Source organism: Kordiimonas lipolytica, from assembly GCF_001550065.1.
The window spans coordinates 31,529-49,242 of the sequence record NZ_LRUB01000031.1; the positions used below are offsets into that span (position 1 = coordinate 31,529).

General features: G+C 52.5%; 18 protein-coding genes. 6 read left to right on the top strand and 12 right to left on the bottom strand.

The genetic code is table 11. The features are described from left to right. Positions 1-3 precede the first annotated feature (3 nt). From KORM41_RS15550 to KORM41_RS15565, 4 genes are all read left to right on the top strand, one after another. The gene (locus tag KORM41_RS15550; protein WP_068150194.1) at positions 4-3,180 is read left to right on the top strand and encodes an efflux RND transporter permease subunit; all 3,177 of its coding nucleotides are present in this window, start codon (positions 4-6) and stop codon (positions 3,178-3,180) included. Further along, the gene (locus KORM41_RS15555) at positions 3,173-4,159 is read left to right on the top strand and encodes a DUF2231 domain-containing protein (RefSeq protein WP_068150198.1); all 987 of its coding nucleotides are present in this window, start codon (positions 3,173-3,175) and stop codon (positions 4,157-4,159) included. Before KORM41_RS15550 ends, KORM41_RS15555 begins: the two co-directional genes overlap by 8 nt. Before the next feature lie 33 nt (positions 4,160-4,192). Further along, positions 4,193-4,549: a copper-binding protein gene (locus KORM41_RS15560; RefSeq protein ID WP_068150201.1), complete on the top strand. Its 357-nt coding sequence runs from the start codon at positions 4,193-4,195 to the stop codon at positions 4,547-4,549. 678 nt (positions 4,550-5,227) lie between these two features. Next, positions 5,228-7,333 carry a TonB-dependent receptor gene (locus tag KORM41_RS15565; protein ID WP_068150204.1) on the top strand — a complete coding sequence of 702 codons (2,106 nt, stop codon included), beginning with the start codon at positions 5,228-5,230 and terminating at the stop codon, positions 7,331-7,333. 53 nt (positions 7,334-7,386) lie between these two features. Here the strand turns inward: KORM41_RS15565 and KORM41_RS15570 are convergent, their stop codons facing one another. From KORM41_RS15570 to KORM41_RS15595, 6 genes are all read right to left on the bottom strand, one after another. Next, positions 7,387-9,672, bottom strand: a complete 2,286-nt coding sequence (locus KORM41_RS15570) for a TonB-dependent receptor family protein (RefSeq protein WP_082719987.1) — start codon at positions 9,670-9,672, stop codon at positions 7,387-7,389. 109 nt (positions 9,673-9,781) lie between these two features. Next, the gene (locus tag KORM41_RS15575; protein WP_068150211.1) at positions 9,782-10,126 is read right to left on the bottom strand and encodes a c-type cytochrome; all 345 of its coding nucleotides are present in this window, start codon (positions 10,124-10,126) and stop codon (positions 9,782-9,784) included. A 10-nt stretch (positions 10,127-10,136) separates the two neighbouring features. Beyond that, positions 10,137-10,430, bottom strand: coding sequence for a hypothetical protein (locus tag KORM41_RS15580; protein ID WP_068150216.1), 294 nt, complete (start codon positions 10,428-10,430; stop codon positions 10,137-10,139). 17 nt (positions 10,431-10,447) lie between these two features. Further along, positions 10,448-10,870: a hypothetical protein gene (locus KORM41_RS15585; protein WP_068150220.1), complete on the bottom strand. Its 423-nt coding sequence runs from the start codon at positions 10,868-10,870 to the stop codon at positions 10,448-10,450. Positions 10,871-10,873: 3 nt separating this feature from the next. Then, positions 10,874-11,782: a carbohydrate porin gene (locus KORM41_RS15590; RefSeq protein WP_068150222.1), complete on the bottom strand. Its 909-nt coding sequence runs from the start codon at positions 11,780-11,782 to the stop codon at positions 10,874-10,876. 117 nt (positions 11,783-11,899) lie between these two features. After that, the gene (locus tag KORM41_RS15595) at positions 11,900-12,271 is read right to left on the bottom strand and encodes a hypothetical protein (RefSeq protein ID WP_156432013.1); all 372 of its coding nucleotides are present in this window, start codon (positions 12,269-12,271) and stop codon (positions 11,900-11,902) included. Positions 12,272-12,457: 186 nt separating this feature from the next. Between KORM41_RS15595 and KORM41_RS15600 the strand changes: the two genes are divergently transcribed. After that, positions 12,458-12,859, top strand: coding sequence for a MerR family transcriptional regulator (locus KORM41_RS15600; RefSeq protein WP_068150230.1), 402 nt, complete (start codon positions 12,458-12,460; stop codon positions 12,857-12,859). A gap of 98 nt (positions 12,860-12,957) precedes the next feature. Here KORM41_RS15600 and KORM41_RS15605 read toward each other — a convergent pair whose 3' ends face one another. The 6 genes from KORM41_RS15605 to KORM41_RS15630 form a co-directional block, all read right to left on the bottom strand. Further along, positions 12,958-13,776 (bottom strand): formyltransferase family protein, encoded by an 819-nt coding sequence (locus tag KORM41_RS15605; protein ID WP_197421195.1) that lies wholly within the window; start codon positions 13,774-13,776, stop codon positions 12,958-12,960. 7 nt (positions 13,777-13,783) lie between these two features. Continuing rightward, positions 13,784-14,281, bottom strand: coding sequence for a c-type cytochrome (locus KORM41_RS15610; RefSeq protein WP_068150236.1), 498 nt, complete (start codon positions 14,279-14,281; stop codon positions 13,784-13,786). 66 nt (positions 14,282-14,347) lie between these two features. Then, complete coding sequence (locus tag KORM41_RS15615; RefSeq protein ID WP_068150239.1) at positions 14,348-14,986, bottom strand: CBS domain-containing protein; 639 nt, start codon at positions 14,984-14,986, stop codon at positions 14,348-14,350. Positions 14,987-15,034: 48 nt separating this feature from the next. After that, positions 15,035-15,358 (bottom strand): P-II family nitrogen regulator, encoded by a 324-nt coding sequence (locus tag KORM41_RS15620; protein ID WP_068150241.1) that lies wholly within the window; start codon positions 15,356-15,358, stop codon positions 15,035-15,037. A gap of 29 nt (positions 15,359-15,387) precedes the next feature. Next, positions 15,388-15,924, bottom strand: a complete 537-nt coding sequence (petA, locus tag KORM41_RS15625) for a ubiquinol-cytochrome c reductase iron-sulfur subunit (protein WP_068150243.1) — start codon at positions 15,922-15,924, stop codon at positions 15,388-15,390. A 402-nt stretch (positions 15,925-16,326) separates the two neighbouring features. Further along, positions 16,327-16,929 carry a PAS domain-containing protein gene (locus KORM41_RS15630; protein ID WP_068150248.1) on the bottom strand — a complete coding sequence of 201 codons (603 nt, stop codon included), beginning with the start codon at positions 16,927-16,929 and terminating at the stop codon, positions 16,327-16,329. A gap of 247 nt (positions 16,930-17,176) precedes the next feature. Between KORM41_RS15630 and KORM41_RS15635 the strand changes: the two genes are divergently transcribed. Beyond that, positions 17,177-17,602: a response regulator gene (locus KORM41_RS15635; RefSeq protein ID WP_068150250.1), complete on the top strand. Its 426-nt coding sequence runs from the start codon at positions 17,177-17,179 to the stop codon at positions 17,600-17,602. Positions 17,603-17,714: the final 112 nt, after the last annotated feature.

The window sequence follows — 17,714 nt, forward strand, 5'->3', positions numbered from 1 at the left end:
CCCATGATAGCCAATCTTATTCGCTGGTCGGTTCAGAACCGTTTTCTGGTTGTGATCCTGACTCTTCTTTTCGCCGGTTGGGGTGCCTATTCGCTGTCGAAGACACCACTTGACGCCATCCCAGACCTTTCCGATGTACAGGTAATCGTCAAAACCACCTATGCGGGCCAGGCCCCTCAGGTGATTGAAGACCAGGTTACCTATCCTCTGACAACTGCGATGCTGTCTGTCCCAGGTGCTGTAACCGTTCGCGGCTACAGTTTCTTCAACGACAGCTATGTTTATATCATCTTCGAAGACGGCACCGATCTTTACTGGGCACGGTCGCGTGTTCTTGAATATCTCAGCCAGGTTGCCCCCACGTTGCCCGAGGGTGCCAGAACCGCGCTCGGGCCCGACGCAACCGGTGTTGGCTGGGTCTATCAATATGCGCTTGTCGATCGCAGCGGAAAACATGACCTTGCAGAACTCCGGAGCCTTCAGGACTGGTTTCTGAAGTTCGAGCTTCAGACCGTGGAAGGTGTATCCGAAGTCGCCACCATTGGCGGCATGGTCAAGCAATATCAGGTGGTGGTGAATCCGAACCGCTTGCGCGCTTACGACATCCCGCTCCAAATGGTCAAACGGGCGATCCAGCGCGGCAATCAGGAAACTGGTGGTCGGGTGATCGAGATGGCCGAGGCGGAATATATGGTTCGCGCTTCCGGCTATATTGACGACCTGAAGGATCTGGAATCCATCCCCGTTGGCCATACAGCGAACGGCACACCGATCCTGCTCAAGGAAATAGCCGACATCCGCATGGGGCCGGAACTTCGCCGGGGTATTGGTGAACTGAACGGTGAAGGCGAGGCCGTTGGTGGTGTCATCATCATGCGATGGGGCGAAAACGCTTTGGCCACCATTGACCGGGTGAAGGAGAAGCTGGAACTCCTCAAGGCCAGCTTGCCCGAAGGCGTGGAGGTTGTTGAAACCTACGACCGTTCCTCACTGATTGAGCGCGCCGTAGAAACGCTGAACGAAAAGCTCATCGAAGAATTCATCGTGGTAGCCCTTGTTTGCGCTGTATTCCTTTTCCACCTGCGGTCAGCGCTTGTTGTCGTGCTCAGCCTCCCGGTTGGCATTCTGGCCGCGATCATTGTGATGAATGCGCAAGGTATCAATGCCAACATCATGTCGCTTGGAGGCATCGCAATTGCCATCGGCGCCATGGTGGACGCCACGATCGTCATGATCGAAAATTTTCACAAGCACATGGAAGACGAGACAGTCACCAGCGCGAACCGCTGGGAGATTGTCACCAAGACCGCCGTCGAGGTGGGGCCGCCCCTCTTCTTTTCGCTTCTTATCATAACCCTAAGCTTCGTGCCGATCTTCGCGCTCGAAGCGCAAGAGGGGCGGCTTTTTCATCCGCTGGCTTTTACCAAGACCTACGCGATGGCTGCTGCATCTGCCTTGTCTGTCACATTGGTGCCGGTTCTGATGGGCTATTTCATCCGCGGCAAAATCTTGCCCGAACATAAAAACCCCATCAACCGCGGGCTGATCGCAGCCTATCGGCCCTTCATTGGCATGGTCCTGAAGTTTCCGAAAAGCATGGTACTGGTTACCCTGATCATCATGATCAGCGCCTGGTATCCGCTCAGCCGTATCGGCGGAGAATTCATGCCGGACCTTGATGAAGGTGACCTTCTATATATGCCCAGCGCCTTCCCCGCCGTCTCTGCGGGCAAGGTTGCCCAAGTCGTCCAGCAAACCAACAAGCTGATCAAATCGATCCCCGAAGTGGAGGCTGTGTATGGCAAGGCGGGACGCGCTGAAACCGCCACGGACCCCGCACCGCTCACCATGATCGAGACCACGATCAAGCTGAAGCCCAGAAGCGAGTGGCGCGAAGGGATGACCACTGAAAAACTGAAGGCCGAACTGAATAGCCTTGTTCAAGTCCCAAGCCTCACGAATGTCTGGATTATGCCGATCAAGAACCGGATCGACATGCTGGCAACAGGCATCAAAACCCCTGTGGGGATTAAGGTGGCCGGGCCTGACCTGAATGTAATCAGCGAAGTTGGCCAACGCATTGAGGCGGTGATGAAAAATGTACCTGGCACCGCATCCGTTTATGCCGAGCGCGTTACGGGCGGACGCTATGTCAACGCCGAGATCGACCGTGTGAAGGCCGCCCGGTATGGCCTCAATATCGCGGATGTCCAAGAAGTAATCCGTACCGCCATCGGTGGCATGTCTGTGACGGAAAGCGTTGAAGGGCTGGAGCGATACCCAGTCAACCTGCGCTACCCACGGGAATACCGGGATTCACTTGACCGACTTCGGTCTCTGCCCATCGTTACACCCAAGGGCGAACACATCCCGCTTGGGCAGGTGGCCGACATCAATGTCTCAGGCGGCCCCGGCGTGATCAGGTCCGAAAACGCGCGGCTTAACGGCTGGATCTATGTCGACATATCCGGCGTTGATATCGGGTCCTACGTCAAGGAAGCGCAAAGGGTGGTTCGGGAACAGGTTGACTTGCCTGCGGGCTATTCGATCGCCTGGTCCGGTCAGTATGAATATATGGAACGGGCAAAGGCGAAACTGAGCGTCGTCGTTCCTGTCACGCTGATTATCATCCTGCTTCTGCTGTTTATCAACTTCCAGAACCTCACGTCGGTGCTGATCATCATGGGGACACTACCGCTGTCGCTCGTTGGTGGCATCTGGCTGCTGTACCTACTTGGATACAACCTCTCCGTGGCCGTTGGTGTGGGCTTCATCGCCCTTGCAGGCGTCGCCGTTGAGATTGGCGTCTTGATGATAGTCTATCTCAATCAGGCTTGGGAGAAGGTCAAATCCGAGGCTGAAACTGAGGGCCGCCCTGTGGTCACTGCCGATCTCACAAATGCTGTTGTCCAGGGAGCATTGATGCGGGTTCGGCCAATCATGATGACGGTCGCCGTTATCATCGCTGGCCTTCTACCGATCATGCTTGGCTCTGGCACGGGGTCTGAGGTTATGCGCCGGATTGCGGCCCCAATGGTGGGCGGCATGGTCAGCGCCACCATCCTCACGCTCCTGGTGATCCCAGCCATGTATCTGCTGTGGAAAGGGCGTGAAGTGAAACAGCTAACCATCCAGGCATCCAACCATATCAACCCTGTATCGGGAGACGAAAATGACTGATCTAATCATTCCCAACTGGCACCCGTTGCTGGTCCATTTCACGGTGGGTTTGACCGTGAGCTCGACACTGTTTCTTATATTGTCAAAAGTCGTACAGAAGAAGCATGTCACAATATTTGAAACTGCCGGGAAATGGACCCTGTGGCTCGGCGCGGCTATCACCGTTTTGACTGTGCTGGCAGGCATTCAGGCTTTCAACAGCGTCGCGCACGACGATATTGCCCACAAGGTGATGAAGGTTCATCGGGCCTGGGCGCTCGGGACGGCGGCCACAATCATTTTGGTTGCGGTTTGGGTCTACAAGTCGAAGACCATCTCGGCCGCTGTCATCGCGGCCAGTCTGGCGCTTACAGGCCTTGTGGGCGTGACCGGTTATTTGGGCGCAGAGCTTGTATACCGCCATGGCCTTGGCGTCATGCGCCTGCCTGACGCCAGCGGCGAAGGCCACGACCATGGCGGCGATGCATCACACAGCCATGACAGCGATCACCAAGAGGAAGCCGCTGGTCACGACGAGGACCACGATCACGCTGCTGCGGGAGTTGAGAGCGACCGACATGAACCAACAGCGCCCGCGGTTATAGATGGTCATTCACATTCAGGCATGTCGGCGCAGGACTATGCCCAGCACTTTCAAGAAGCCCTATACAGCGGCAATTTCGAGAGTGTGGCCGCAAGTTTTGCCGCAGACGCAGTCATCTTCGAGAACGGCGTGCGGGAAGCGTCACTCGAAAACTACCTGGAACATCACTTGAAGCCAGAGATGCCCATGCTTGAGGCAGCACAACGCAAGCTCCTCAAACAAGATGTTCAAGAGAAAGCCAATCTAGCAGTCGTCACCACGTCAGCGACACTTTCATTCATGAACAACGATAAGCGCTACGATTTTTACAGCGTCGAAACTCTTGGCCTTGTGAAGGTGGACGGAGAATGGAAGGTATCACACGCCCATTGGTCCTCCCGTCCCATAAAAAAATAGTGACAATTTGGCAATTCAAATAAAGGAAAAGTCATGAGAAAAATTTTGAAAGCCCCCCTGACCGCCCTCACAATTATCGGACTGAGCTCACTCTCGGTCCATGCGGGTGGTGATAGTCATGAACACAAAAGCCATCAACGCAAGCACGCCGCCGAAAAGCAGGTAATGGTGCATGCCAAGGTGAATAGAATCGACGCTGACAAGCGTACAATCAACGTCACCCATGGTGCCATCAAAGAGCTCAACTGGCCCGCGATGACTATGGATATGAAAGTCGCCAACGACGTTGACTTAGATATTCTAGAGACAGGTCAGGAAGTCATGGTTTCCCTCGGCCGTGGAGAAGATAGTATCTACATGATCACAAAGGTGATGGTCCACGGTCACTAGGGCGGGAGGCCCCGGGCAGTTTCCTCTCAGTGCCTGGGGCCTCTATTCTTGACCCATCTGGTTGTGATGCTACCTTAGGAACAATTGAATAGGGGAGATTAAGCTGATAGCGAAAACGTTCAGTCACATTTTCCTTCTGGTCAACATTCTCGTGTGGATCAGCGCACCTGCTCTTGCGCTTTCCTCAGGAGAGCCCCTTCATAAGGGCGGAAGCCTTGCAGACCTTGTTCAGGGCCATAGCATATTCCTAGCTCTTGAAGATGTGGATTCCGAAACACTAAGGAATACCAACACGGCAGAGCTTGATATGTTCATTGGGCTTCATATTGCTGAAACTGCGCCGGATGATTGGACTCATATCCATGGCACTCTTGACGGTTGCTGCGCGGCCGGCGGCCTTGTCTGTGACGCAGGCCTCACCTTCAGCACAATGCACGCCCATTATTATATCGGTCAACTAACGCACTGTGCCCATACGGTGTCCAACCTTTCGGGTATTGAAACTCCCCCACTTTACCATCCTCCCAAAGTGTAAGGCGCGGACCAGCCGCATGCTGCCTATATAGCGCCGCATGCACAAGCTGACGCGACTTTTCCCAAAGTTCGAAATTCAAAACCACACGCCCGAGGGGGCTGTGTGAATTGGTCAACGGGCACTTTTGCCCCGTGGAGGAAATTATGACGTATCAATCAAAATCAAAATACACTCTGACGTGCACGACATGTGCCGTCGCCCTGCTTTCTAGCGCTGCCATTTCCGATGACAGCGACAAGAATGAGATGTTTCTTGAAGAAGTAATCGTTACCGCACAAAAGCGGGAGTCCAGTCTTCAGGATACTCCTATCGCGATGACAGCAATGACGGGAGAGATGCTTGAGAAAATCGGTATACGCACCATTGAAGACTTCCAGTTCTTCGTCCCTGGCGTCACGGTCACCAACGATTCCATGGCGATCGTGAATATCCGCGGCATCGGCACATCAGCATTTGGGGTCGCGACAGACCCAAGCTCAACCGTACATTTCGACGGCATCTACCAGCCACGCCCAACCACCGGCTATCAGGATATGTTCGACGTAGAACGGCTGGAACTGCTGCGCGGTCCGCAAGGGGTGCTGTTCGGTCGCAACTCCGCGGGCGGTACGCTCAATGTGATCTCGAAAGCTCCAAGCGAGACCTTCGAGGGTACCTTCGGAGTTACATTGGGAAATTACAACAAGCGCACATTCAGCGGTACCGTTTCAGGTCCGCTGAGCGACAATATTCGCGCACGCCTAACTTTGCTGAAGAATGACAGGGATGGCATCTACACCGACATTAATTCCGGTGACAAATATCAGGATCAGGACACGTTCGCGGGCCGTGCTACGGTGGCCATTGATTTTACTGAAAATTTCGAGATGATCCTGCGCGGTGACTTCAGCAAGGAAAGGGAAACGGGCTACCCTGCCGTCCGCACCTTCTATCCAGACGAATTCGCAGACGCTGGAGCCACGATCCCCACCAACAGGGATGAAGTAGCGTTCGACACCAAGCCGGTAAGCAATGCCGACATCTGGGGAGTGTCGGCTACTGCCATCTGGAGCGGCGAAGACTATAGCTTCAAGTCGATCACGTCCTACCGGGAAAGTGAGATAGATCAGGTTATTGACGCCGACGCAACAGACCTGACCATCTTCGATATCGGCTTCCAGGAAAACTCGCGCTCCTTCACGCAGGAACTCCAGCTTTCCAACAACAACCCTGAGCGCCTTGAATGGATCGTGGGTGCCTTTTTCCTGAATGAAGACGGTGACGGCGGCATTGATATCCTGTTCGAGGACCCGAAGATCAATATTCCAGAACGTAACGTCACCAATGCCTATGCCCTGTTCGGCCAGAGCACCTACAGCGTGACAGACCGACTGCGCGCCACCGTGGGCCTGCGTTACAGCTACGAGAAAAAAAGCTACAACTATTCCACGGCAGTGAACGGCACGGAAGTAGATAGCGGCTCGCCTACCGACGATTGGAAGGCTTGGACACCACGCTTTGCCATTGATTACGACATCAATGACGACGTGATGGCATATATTTCGGCAACTCGTGGTTTCAAATCCGGCGGTTTCCAGCTTGGGGACGCCAGTTCATTCGATCCTGAATATCTCTGGAGTTATGAAGCGGGCGTGAAATCCACTCTGTTCAACAAACGCATGCGAGCAAATGTCGGTGTATTCCAGTATGATTACACCAACCTTCAGGTGGTTGAATATATTGGCGGCGTAGCCACCACATCCAATGCCGGTCAGGCCACCATCAAAGGCATTGAGGGCGAGTTTGTGGCGCGCGTTGCCGATGACTTCGATGTCAATGCAACCATTGCCTACCTGGACGCCAAATATGATGTCTTCTTCGAAGGCGGGGAGGACTTCTCTGGCAATCGCATCTCCAACTCGCCGAAGTGGGCGTATTCGTTCGGTGCCCAATATACGTACGATATTGGCGACAAGGGCTATATAACCTTGCGCGGAGACTTTGCTTGGCGTGACAATGTCGATTTCAAGCGGAACAACCTACCGCAGTACCGGGCGGATACCTATTCGCTTCTGAACGCGCGCATTGCCTACACCACGGCAGACGAACTGTGGGAAGTATCGCTATACGGCCAGAATCTGACCAATAACCGTTATGCCACATATATCACAACAGGACGCAACGTCGCAGGGGCCGCCGACAGTAGCCTGCCCGTTACCGTTTTTGGCGAACCTCGCCAATATGGCATCCAGCTGAAGCGGAACTTCTAAGGCTCGGCTCCGAAACATGAGTGGCGGGGAAATCCCCGCCACATTTCACCCGATTAAAAGCTATACTTCACGCCACCGATTACGGTGCGCGGCTTGCCCGGCAAAAGGCCCATAGGCCTCCGGGAAACAGCATAAACGTGGTCCAGCAGGTTATCGACATTCACAAACAGGCCAATACTATCGTTCAATTGATAGCTTAACGCAAAATCGACAACCATACGCCCTTTCACTTTCTCCTCATCTTCAATAACGCCAGAACTAGGCTCCGTTCTGGTGGCCGAAACATAGTTTGCCTGCAGCGTGGTGCTGAACGCATCAGAGGCTAGCCCCATCCCCAAGGTCAACTGATGCCGGGCCAGGTAAGGAAAGTGATCACCCTTCTCGACTTCGCCCCAGAAACTATCAGAGAAACTGGTCCGAAATTCTGAGTCCGTAAAGGTATAGTTGAAGGACAAAGGCATGGTCCAAGTGCCTGAAAGATCGATATCGTAACCTCCTACCAGCTCAAGACCATATACGCGGGCAGCACCGCCGTTGAATTGGTCGCCAATATCGCATTGCCCCGCTTGACCGGACGCCGCCGTACAGTCACCAAGAATATTGCTATAGTCAGAATAAAACAAAATGCCTTCAGCGTAAAATCCGCCCCTGTCGTATACTAGCCCACCTTCTACATTGAGGCTGCTTTCCTCTCGTGCGCTCGGGTTGCCAGCACCGGGCGGGTTGAAGCCGCGAAACAAACCACCGACGATATTCAAGTTGTCAGAGTATCTGTAGCTCACGCCGATTCCTGGTACGAATGTACTGATTTTGACTTGCGGCTTGCTTGTGCCCGCAGTCTGTCGCTCGGCATCTCCGGTCCAGTCCGTCCGATCAAGCGTAATCGCTTCAAAGCGCATCCCCGGTACAATTGTCCAGTCACCAATCGAGATTGTGTCCTGTGCGAAGAAAGCCCAGGCTTTCGCCTCTACCAATCGATTTCCTGCATCACCCAGGTTATCAGCTGAAGAAAAGACCAATCCACCATCGATCATCGAATAGCGCTCATTGTATTGAAGCCTGTCTTCATTGTCCTCGTGATATCGCAGTGAGATCTCCAGATCATGCTCTGCCTTACCCGTAGAGAAAGGGATCGCAAACAGAGACTGGATACCCTGAGCCGTGTATGTTCGGTCATTGTGCCGGATACGCATAGCACCGTCTGCACTATCTGCCCCCCCTCTTAACCAACTGATCTCAACGCTACACCGGTCAGGGTTTGCAATAATATAAGAACCGCTGCTGCTCCCGCATGCATCCGTAGTGTTCTTGAGGTCATGAAGTTTGAACCAGTCGCGCTCAAATGTGTTCCGATAGGCGGTTGTGACCACTTCCACATCCCCAAACTGAGCCTGATGCGTGAGCTGGATTTGTTCATGTTTCGTGTCGATATTATCCAGTGCGCTCGCGGCATACCGCATGTAGGGATTAGCTGTAAAGTCAGCGTCTGAGAGACCCAGGTAAGTCTCGTTTGACGAACCATCTGTTCTCGACACCTTAATCTCGATGGATTGAGGAACCTTGGCATCGGCACCGGTCTTGACCCTGAACTTGGCCAAATAATCCTTCACGTCAAAGCCTGTGTCCCTGCCGTCTGGCAGTTCTTTAAAGCCTTCATTGCCCGAGCTGAAAAATTCCACCATTCCGCTGATATTTTTGCCTGACCCGCCAATTACGCCGTGTGTAGTGGCCAGGGCGTCACTGCCTAGTTGCTGCTCAAGAAAGCCGCCGAATTCATCGGGGATGCGTCGGCTGACAAGATTGATCGCGCCACCGACAGAACGTGGGCCAAACTTCACAGCTGCAGAACCCTTTCGCACCTCTACGGCCTGCATGCGGCCCGCAGTAGGGAAATAGTAAGCTGCCGGTGCAGCATAGGGGGCCGGCGCAATCAAAACGCCATCTTCCATCAATGTAATTTTGGAAGATCGTTCAACACCTGATCCCCGTAGCCCGATATTCGGGCGCAGCCCATAACCGTCTTCTTCCTGAATATTGACGCCGGGCACCATACGCAGCGTACGCAATATATCCTGATATTTGAATGTATCGAGATCTTCTTGGCTGAGCCGGGTTGCCGAACCTGGGACCTTTGACCGGTCTGTCCTTTCCCCAATCACTTGGATACGCTCTACATCCAGAAACTCAATCGTGGGTTCATCCACCCCATATGCGTTTACGGAAATAGCAATGAGGGCTGCAGTCGAAACAGAGCCGAGCAGTGCTGTGTTTATAGTTTTGCTTTTCATCTTTTGTTCCATTTTCGCTAATTTGCGAATGCTTTTGCGTGTTATTCGCATTAATTTTGCTAAAAAGAAGCGCTGGCAGATTTCCTTATCAAAGGATCAAACAGCGCTCTTGTTGATGGAGCCGCCCGCCGCTGGCGGGTGGCTCAAATTCTAATATTCGTCATTTGCCTTTGAATGTTTTGCGGATGTAGGAAAGAATATCGCGAACATCATCCTCGGTCAGGTCCGGGTTGCCTCCGAGAGGAGGCATTGCCATGTCCGCGCCTGGACGATCAACACCTTCCATCACACTTTTCACAAGCGCACTGTTACCCTTTTTTAGGGGCCCAGTTCGCGATGTGAAATCCGGCAACCCGGGAATGGTTGGCTTTCCATTCTCACCATGACACGCGATACAGGTCTCTTCATATTTCTCTTTACCGTTGGCCAAGTCACGTGGTGCGGCTTGCGCAGCAACAGAGAAGGCCGAAATGACAATCAACGATATTGCGGTTTGTTTTTTCATCATTAGGTCCTTACTTGTTGCTGGCCTGAAGAAAGGCTTTGATGTCACGGGCCACATCGCCAGGAATATTTGCCCTCACGCGCATGTGCGTCACATCCACATGCCACTCTTCATCAGAATTGTCCTGGGCACTTTTCATGTTGTGGCACCGCGCACAGGTTTTCGCCCATGCCTTGGCCCCGCGAGCAAATTGCATCGGATCGGGTTTGGGTTTTTGTGTGTCTGCGGAGGCTACGCCTAAGCCCACCATGGACAGAGCGGCGCCCGCGAAAGCAAGGACAACGAAATCACTTTTCTTAAGCATTGTTTATCTCCTGATGCCTAGAAGCCGTATGACAACTGGAACTGAAGACGGGTATCATCTTCACGTTCTTCTGCGATATAATTGCGAAATTCGAGACCGCCTTTGACAACGACCGAAGGAGAGAACCAATAGTTGAGACCCACGTTGAAGCGTTTCTCATTGGTCTCCTCTTCCAGTTCATGGTCCCCGGCAACTTTGAATTCGCCATAGCGAACTACAGGCTCAAGTCTTTGAATAAAGGGAGAATCTGAGATATCAGACAAACGATAAGCCGCCTGTGCATACCATGCTTTCCAGGACAATGCCTCTGGTTCGCCGTGATCATCATCAGCTTCGCCGAAATTCTTGAGGTCCGCTTTCAGGTATTCGGCACGGATATCCCAGTTGCCGCCTGTATAGGCTGTATCGAAGCCCCACAGATCATAGCTACCCTGTCTCAAGTCCTAGAAAACTTCCACTGGCTCATCATGATCATCGACAATCGGCTCTTCACCGTGACCATCACCATCTTCTTCCACTTCAGGTGCAACCTTAGCCGTAAGGAAAGAGCCACCTATTTCCAAGTCGTCAAACGGCAAGAAAGCAAGTCGTCCACTAACGGCTTTGTTGCCATTATCATCTCGGCCAAAGCCCTCAACTTCGACACCACCGTGCCCAGCCCGTGGGCCGTTCCCGACGGCAACAGAATAGGTGAACAAGCGCTCGCCCACGGGGATACCGCCCCGCAGCATCAGCCCCACTTCACTGATTGGCTGGATACCGCCATGACCAAAACCGGCTGGTGCATTTACCGACCGGTTGATCCAACTGGGGTGCAACCTTTCCTGAAATTGGCCAACTGGGCTCAGGAATTTGCCAGCGACCAAAACCGCATTGTCGTGCAGTAAGAAGTCGAGCTGACTATATTCAACCTCAATGTCCGTTTCGCCAGTATTACTGGTTGAAACCTCAAATTCGGATTCGAATAGGACCAAATCCTTATATTGGAAGTGAAACGCTGGGTTAAACTTACCACTCGTAAAAGTGTCAGACTCCTCACCGTCTGTGAATTCAATGCCAACGTCGGCATAACCTGCCAGGTGCCAAGCATTTGGACGGACAGGGTCGGCTGCTTTCTCGGCTTTTTGTGCACGGTTGTCAGCTCGCTCTGCAATCTTCTTGGATTGATCGGCTTGCGTCTTTGTTTCTGCAAGCTGTTGCTTTAAAAGTCTCAACTCTGCCTCAAGCGCGCTCAGCCGCTCAATAAGTTGGGTTTGATCGGCCTGCTGGGCATAAGCAGGTGTGCCCAGGTTGACCGCGGACACAGCACAGGCCATGCTGGCGGCAATGCCCCAGTAAGAAATTGCTCTCATGGCAACTCTCCGAAAACTAAGATAAAACTTGATTCTGTTAGATGGTTAGCCAGCCTCCTCGACCCGAGACACACGGGTTCAAGGTTTGGTTGATAGGGCCGAGGCGACTAGCTGCTATCAGCAAGCTTTCGGGGGATGTGGGGCAACTTCAGGATGAAGCGAATGAGGAATGTGCTCTGAGGGAATCTGGACCTTGTAAGCCTTTGGTGCAGGCACTGCCAACCGTGCCGGTTGCGCCAATACCAGAAGTGGAGTCGGCGCAATATCGTGGTTAGAGACATCTGTCGGCAAATCTTCTGCGCTCATGAAATGGCCGCAAAAAACATCTTCACTTGTTTCGACTTCATCAGCTATTCCAGCAGCATCAAGCGCTTCAAATGACCATGTGCCGTCCCATTGACTAACACAGGCGTCATAACTGGTTTCACCGCTCTTATTTGGCAGCATCCGCGCAGATGCAGGCAGCGCAACCAATGACGCAACAAGCATAAGTCGGAGCATGTAAACCAAATATCTCAAAAGACGAACCTTTCTAACTAGGGAGAAAAGCGTGAAAACTGTATAGCAGCCTTGACCAAAATCAAACGGACAAAAAAATCCTTCTCATTCACTGGATGCAAATGTATTGTATGCGAAAGGGTTCAAGGTACTCAATACTTTTAGAGAGGTATTGCGATGAGTACCCTTGTCAAAATCGGTGAGGCCGCAAAAAATATTGGCCTGCCTGAAAAAACCATCCGCTACTATGAAGATATTGGTCTTGTGAACCCGCTTCGCGCTGAAAATGGGTTTCGCCAGTATCGGCAGTCCGACCTTCAGCTTCTTAGAATTGTTAAAGGCGCCAGACAACTCGGTTTTTCGATAGATGATAGTCGCGCTCTCCTGGACCTGTTTAACAACGACGCGCGGAGTAGTGCGGAAGTTAAGGCGCTTGCAACAAAGCAACTGCTGGAAACCCGAAAGAAAATCGATCGACTGAAAAATCTGGAAGCGAAGCTGCAGCATCTCACGAACCGTTGCCAAGGCAACCACAAGCCCGACTGCGCCATTCTGGATTTCCTCGCTGACCCGCATTAGCAAAACGTAGTACCGAGTAGTTAGGCTAGCGGGAGTGCTCAGGGATTCCGCTAGCCTCCTTCCACGTCCACTGCGGTTCAGATTCACCCCCCCCTCCGCTACAGCTCGACCAGGCAATATTTTGGGATACAGATGAACCCATCCCGGTTCGATATGGCCAACATTTCACTATGCTCGAAAAGCAATTCACCAGGGCTTTTCTCGGCATCGTATGGAACAGCTTCGGCGTGAATGACGCGCCAAAATCGATCCTCAAATTTCAAAAACAGTCCAAAATGCCCGAAACGCTTGATACGCTGCTGCAATTCGACCGTCGTCAGATCCGGGTCAAGCAATCGCTCGGTTATGTCGGGCACAGGCCAATAGCTGCCTCCCATCTGAGGTTGCGCATTTGTATAATAGAAATCGATATCACGCAGAAACTGTTCTACTAGCTCCGGCGCCTGCAGATGCATTTTGACCATTAAGCTATTGAGAGTGTCATGTTCTTCCACCCCAACAGCCGTATTTATGATGATATCGCCGCAATCAAATTGGGGTGTTAGTTTGTGAAGTGTTAGTCCGGAATGCTGGTGCTGACCGTGAGTGAAATACGGAAGAGGCGTCGCCCCCCTTCCTTCCGGCAACAAGGAGGTATGCAAGTTGACTCCGTACCTCAGCCCGGAAGGTGTCGGGATTTTATGTTGGTACTCGGCGCTAAAAAATAAGGTCACTCCTTCATCGACCAAAGCCTTCATCTCTTCAGGTAAAGGCAACCCTGTCCGAACTGTCAAACCCAGACGCGTCGCTTTCGCCAGCATGTTCGCCGCAATACCCTCAATGGGATTGACATAAACCGCACATATTTGATGTCCACGTTCGACAAAAACATCGAAGCAGGAGGAAAACATGTCATTACCGAAGTAGGCGAGCTTCATGGCGGAGCTATCCCGGAGGCCTAACACCATCCGGCTGCATCAAATCGTGCCTTTGACGAACATGATCCGGCCAACGGCTTTTGATGTACGAAAGGGTCGCCAATATTTCCCTGTCCGTCAGTATGCCTTCATATGCAGGCATATCACTCTGATAACTTTCATCCCCAACTACTGTGGCGGGGCCATATTTGGTTAGTGCAAACAGCACTGCATCTGGATGGTGCCAGGTATGACCGGTTTCATCATGCGGCGGCGCGGGCAAGCGGCCATTAGGCTTGCGCTCGCGCCAATTTGGCTGCCCCTCCAGGTTTACGCCATGGCATGCCGCACACTGGGCCTGATAGACCTTCCGACCCAAGGCAACCACCTCATGGTCGTTTGGTAATAGTTGGATATCAAGGAGCTGCTTCTCGCTGCCCTCTTGCATCACGACTGCCCAGCCAATGACCAGTAAGGCGACCATCGCGCCCCCAAAAATCCAGGCTTTCATATTTTTATCTGCCATATAGCTGCTACCCTTGATCCGAATATTTGCTTGGCCTGAAAAGTTTATGCAGGCCGCTGATTGGGCTCACGCCCACAATTCCAACACATAGTGCCTGACAACCGCGGACAGGATATCGCTGCGGGTGATGATGCCTTTAGGGATATGGCCGTCGACAATGGGCATGGCGCCGATGCGCCTTTCAACAAAAAGCCGCGTGATAAATCGTAGATCAGTGCTGCACTCGGCCGTCAGAATGTGGGGCGTCATAACTTGGTCGACCGGCGCGCCCAACCGAGCCATGGCCCCTTCAGGCTGGTCGGTTTCAGGCAAGTCGGCCAGATAACGCAAGATGTCCCGCTCAGAAAGAATGCCCACCAGTGGTCCACCCGCTGACGAGACCACGGGAACGTGCCTAAATCCATTTTCCTGCAACAACTGCAACGCCTCAGCGACGGTCGCCTCTGGCGTCACTGTCACAACCGGCCCGGACATCACCTGGTCCGCCATGATCGCTACCGACTGAACCGCTGGATTGGTGCGCGCGGCATAAATGTCGAGCGGAGATCCTCTACCAATTGGTGGGCGGCGCTCCGCCTTGGGCTTTTTGCGCCGAACCGGCTGCACTTTCGCAATCGCTCCGGCTTTCTCGACACCCTGCTTTTTGAACAGATTGCTGGGCGGAACAATCTCGAAACCGTCCAGGGAATAGACCGTAAATGTCATGGCTTTCCTCGTATCTTGACGGGGCTCATCTGTCCCCACGACTGCTCGTTATTCATCCGCAGAGACTTCTTCCCTGTCAGAAATCCGATACAGTCTGCTGACGGGTGTAATGGCAAGTATACCATCGCTGTCGAGCCCCGTATGGGCCGCTTCGAGGATTGCACAGGCAATCCTTTCGCCATCCGCTTCCGGTACATAAAGCTGCAAGCGGGCATATGGCCCCATCCAGTCGTGCTGGTAGAAATTCTTGTAGGCACCATAACCCTTGGTTTCTGAAACACTCAGCCCCGGCACCCCCAACTCCTGCAACCGCTTCTCCACGTCATCAAATTTCAGTTTATGAATGGTGGCTGTAATAGCAACAAAACCCATTTTCTCCTCCTCTCTTGAGGTTGAAATCTTCATCCGATCCGCAAAACGTCCGCGGCAACAAATTGGTAGGGCGGGAGGTCCAGGTTCCTGGGTGCCGGCCCTTTCCTGATCCGCCCCGACGTATCATAGTGCGAGCCATGGCACGGGCAGAACCAGCCGCCATAGTCACCGCGAGAGTCGGTCTCTTTCTGGCCAAGGGGGACACACCCAAGGTGCGTACAAATGCCGATAACAACCAGCCAAGGCTGGTTGATAATCCGGCTCGCATCCGTCTCTCGGTCGACAAGGGCCGCCTCATCGTCATGGCGGGCGGCCGCAATCTCCGTTTTAGTTCGTCGGACAATAAAAACAGGCTTGCCGCGCCATTTGATCGTGACCCGCTCACCGACCGCGATCACGGACAGATCGACATCCACAGACGCCAAGGCAAGAGTATCGGCCGCCGGATTCATGCTATCGATAAAGGGCCAGGTCGCCACAATGCCACCCGTCGCGATGAGAGCACCTGACGCGACATGAAGAAAGTCTCGCCTGGGTAACGCTTGTGTATCGGCATGCGCTGGCATTTGTGCCTCCTTTCATCGTTCCTTCAGCATGAGGCTTCCAGCAACCGGAGGGTCAAACCCTGTTTCAATTTTCCGATACACAAATCTGTGAGTGAATAGAGGCTGTACCGAGGCCTGCAGATCCTAAGGGCCACTTTAGGCGAATTTGAGACGTACCGAAACACTCGATGGATGGCTCAAGCTGACCCCATGTATAGACCGGCTGCCGTTCGCAAGGAAGATGTTCCCCGTCAGGGCTTATGGGAGTTTTCGTGTTGAAAGAGGGGTTTCATGACCTGTCTCCTTTTTGATCAGGAAACAGTTATTCTACTCCCATCAACTGAGTGCACTTTCTGACCCAATTAATTATAGGTACAATAGTGACAAATGCCTCTGACTATAGACTCACTAACGGTGCGATATTCAATCTGCCACGAGGCGACCCAAGTCAAACATCACCGCCTCAACGGGTCCCACCAGGCGTTTGTCTTCAGGTTGATAAAACAGTTTAGCCTCGTTGGTTGAGGCAGCTGAACTATTGGCACACTCTTCAAGATAGCCGCATGACACACAAACGTTTTTGCTACACGCCGAAGCACAGCCCAAAAACAACTGAACGCTTGGATCGGCCTGTTTTAGGAGGCCATAAAAGCCGCATATATCGGTCTTCTCACCTGCTGGGTTTGTCAGTTGAAGGCGCAATCGAAGCACATTGCTTTTGGAAGCGGTGAGTTCCCCACATAGTGAATCCAAGTCTTCTCGAGCCTGTGTACTAAGAAGCGGCAAAATATCCGTGCCCGTTAACGACCTACCGAAAAGATCATCTTGTGCGGTCCCCATTAGAGCTGGCGTCAAAAATTCGTGTGAGGAGTATGCCCAAATAGACAACCAAGGCAGGAATTTGACCATCTCCTTAGGGTCAACACGTGCCTTTTCTGGCCTCTCCCCTTTATACATCAAGGCCTTATAGTATCTCAAAAATTCTTGAAACAGAAAATAAGCTGATCGCGCCTGACGTCTGCTCATATTCTGACACCAATTCCTGCCTGCCCCAAGACACTGGCCGACTGGCAACATTCTGCTTTAATTGCGGTCATTTATTGCTCGCTCTTGTTTTCAATCCTACACCTACTCAGGTCGATGTGATGAGCGGTCAACTCATCGCAATACAAAATTCATGAACTTGCCCTATTGTTATTGAAATACTCATCTGCGACAGCTTTGATACCAATGCCCAAGCATCGCATTGCTCTACTATAGAGGTGATCATTTAATGGAAAGTTACGTCAAACATCAGCGCGATGTGTTTGCAGGACATTCAATCTTGGCAATCGATGATGAGCCGATCATTCGTGAATTACTGAACCGGCTGCTTAAAGACCTGGGGTTTGAGCACGTCGAATGTGCGGCTGATGGATCAGAGGCTCTCCGGAAGCTCGACAAATCGCGCTTCGACCTAATTCTTTGCGATATTCTCATGAAGCCTATGAATGGCATTGAATTTGTCAGGACATTAAGAAAATCAGCGCCTGTCAGATATGATTCCAGCAAAGCGTCCACGCCCGTCGTGTTTCTGACAGGCAGCACCGAACAAGAGCATATCAAAGGGGCGAAGGAGGTTGGCGCAAAAGGCTACATCGTCAAGCCCATTGATGCCGCAATCATGCGAGATAGGTTAGCCAGATTCTTCCGCAGATAATTTGGAAGGCCCCCAACGTTAGTACCAAGCTAAATACATGTTAGGACAGGTGAGCTTTCATGAGGACATTCCCCTCTTCCTGTTTGGCTTCCAAGCTTGACACAGCTCAACC

Excerpts from the sequence above, each read along its gene's own strand:
- KORM41_RS15555 (WP_068150198.1), top strand. The coding sequence starts at position 3,173 with ATGACTGATCTAATCATTCCCAACTGGCACCCGTTGCTGGTCCATTTC.
- KORM41_RS15550 (WP_068150194.1), top strand. The coding sequence starts at position 4 with ATGATAGCCAATCTTATTCGCTGGTCGGTTCAGAACCGTTTTCTGGTT.
- KORM41_RS15610 (WP_068150236.1), bottom strand. The coding sequence starts at position 14,281 with ATGGCAGATAAAAATATGAAAGCCTGGATTTTTGGGGGCGCGATGGTC.
- KORM41_RS15575 (WP_068150211.1), bottom strand. The coding sequence starts at position 10,126 with ATGAAAAAACAAACCGCAATATCGTTGATTGTCATTTCGGCCTTCTCT.
- KORM41_RS15620 (WP_068150241.1), bottom strand. The coding sequence starts at position 15,358 with ATGGGTTTTGTTGCTATTACAGCCACCATTCATAAACTGAAATTTGAT.
- KORM41_RS15635 (WP_068150250.1), top strand. The coding sequence starts at position 17,177 with ATGGAAAGTTACGTCAAACATCAGCGCGATGTGTTTGCAGGACATTCA.
- KORM41_RS15570 (WP_082719987.1), bottom strand. The coding sequence starts at position 9,672 with ATGCGAATAACACGCAAAAGCATTCGCAAATTAGCGAAAATGGAACAA.
- KORM41_RS15560 (WP_068150201.1), top strand. The coding sequence starts at position 4,193 with ATGAGAAAAATTTTGAAAGCCCCCCTGACCGCCCTCACAATTATCGGA.
- KORM41_RS15565 (WP_068150204.1), top strand. The coding sequence starts at position 5,228 with ATGACGTATCAATCAAAATCAAAATACACTCTGACGTGCACGACATGT.
- petA (WP_068150243.1), bottom strand. The coding sequence starts at position 15,924 with ATGCCAGCGCATGCCGATACACAAGCGTTACCCAGGCGAGACTTTCTT.
- KORM41_RS15590 (WP_068150222.1), bottom strand. The coding sequence starts at position 11,782 with ATGAGAGCAATTTCTTACTGGGGCATTGCCGCCAGCATGGCCTGTGCT.
- KORM41_RS15605 (WP_197421195.1), bottom strand. The coding sequence starts at position 13,776 with ATGAAGCTCGCCTACTTCGGTAATGACATGTTTTCCTCCTGCTTCGAT.
- KORM41_RS15580 (WP_068150216.1), bottom strand. The coding sequence starts at position 10,430 with ATGCTTAAGAAAAGTGATTTCGTTGTCCTTGCTTTCGCGGGCGCCGCT.
- KORM41_RS15595 (WP_156432013.1), bottom strand. The coding sequence starts at position 12,271 with ATGCTTGTTGCGTCATTGGTTGCGCTGCCTGCATCTGCGCGGATGCTG.
- KORM41_RS15615 (WP_068150239.1), bottom strand. The coding sequence starts at position 14,986 with ATGACATTTACGGTCTATTCCCTGGACGGTTTCGAGATTGTTCCGCCC.
- KORM41_RS15600 (WP_068150230.1), top strand. The coding sequence starts at position 12,458 with ATGAGTACCCTTGTCAAAATCGGTGAGGCCGCAAAAAATATTGGCCTG.
- KORM41_RS15630 (WP_068150248.1), bottom strand. The coding sequence starts at position 16,929 with ATGAGCAGACGTCAGGCGCGATCAGCTTATTTTCTGTTTCAAGAATTT.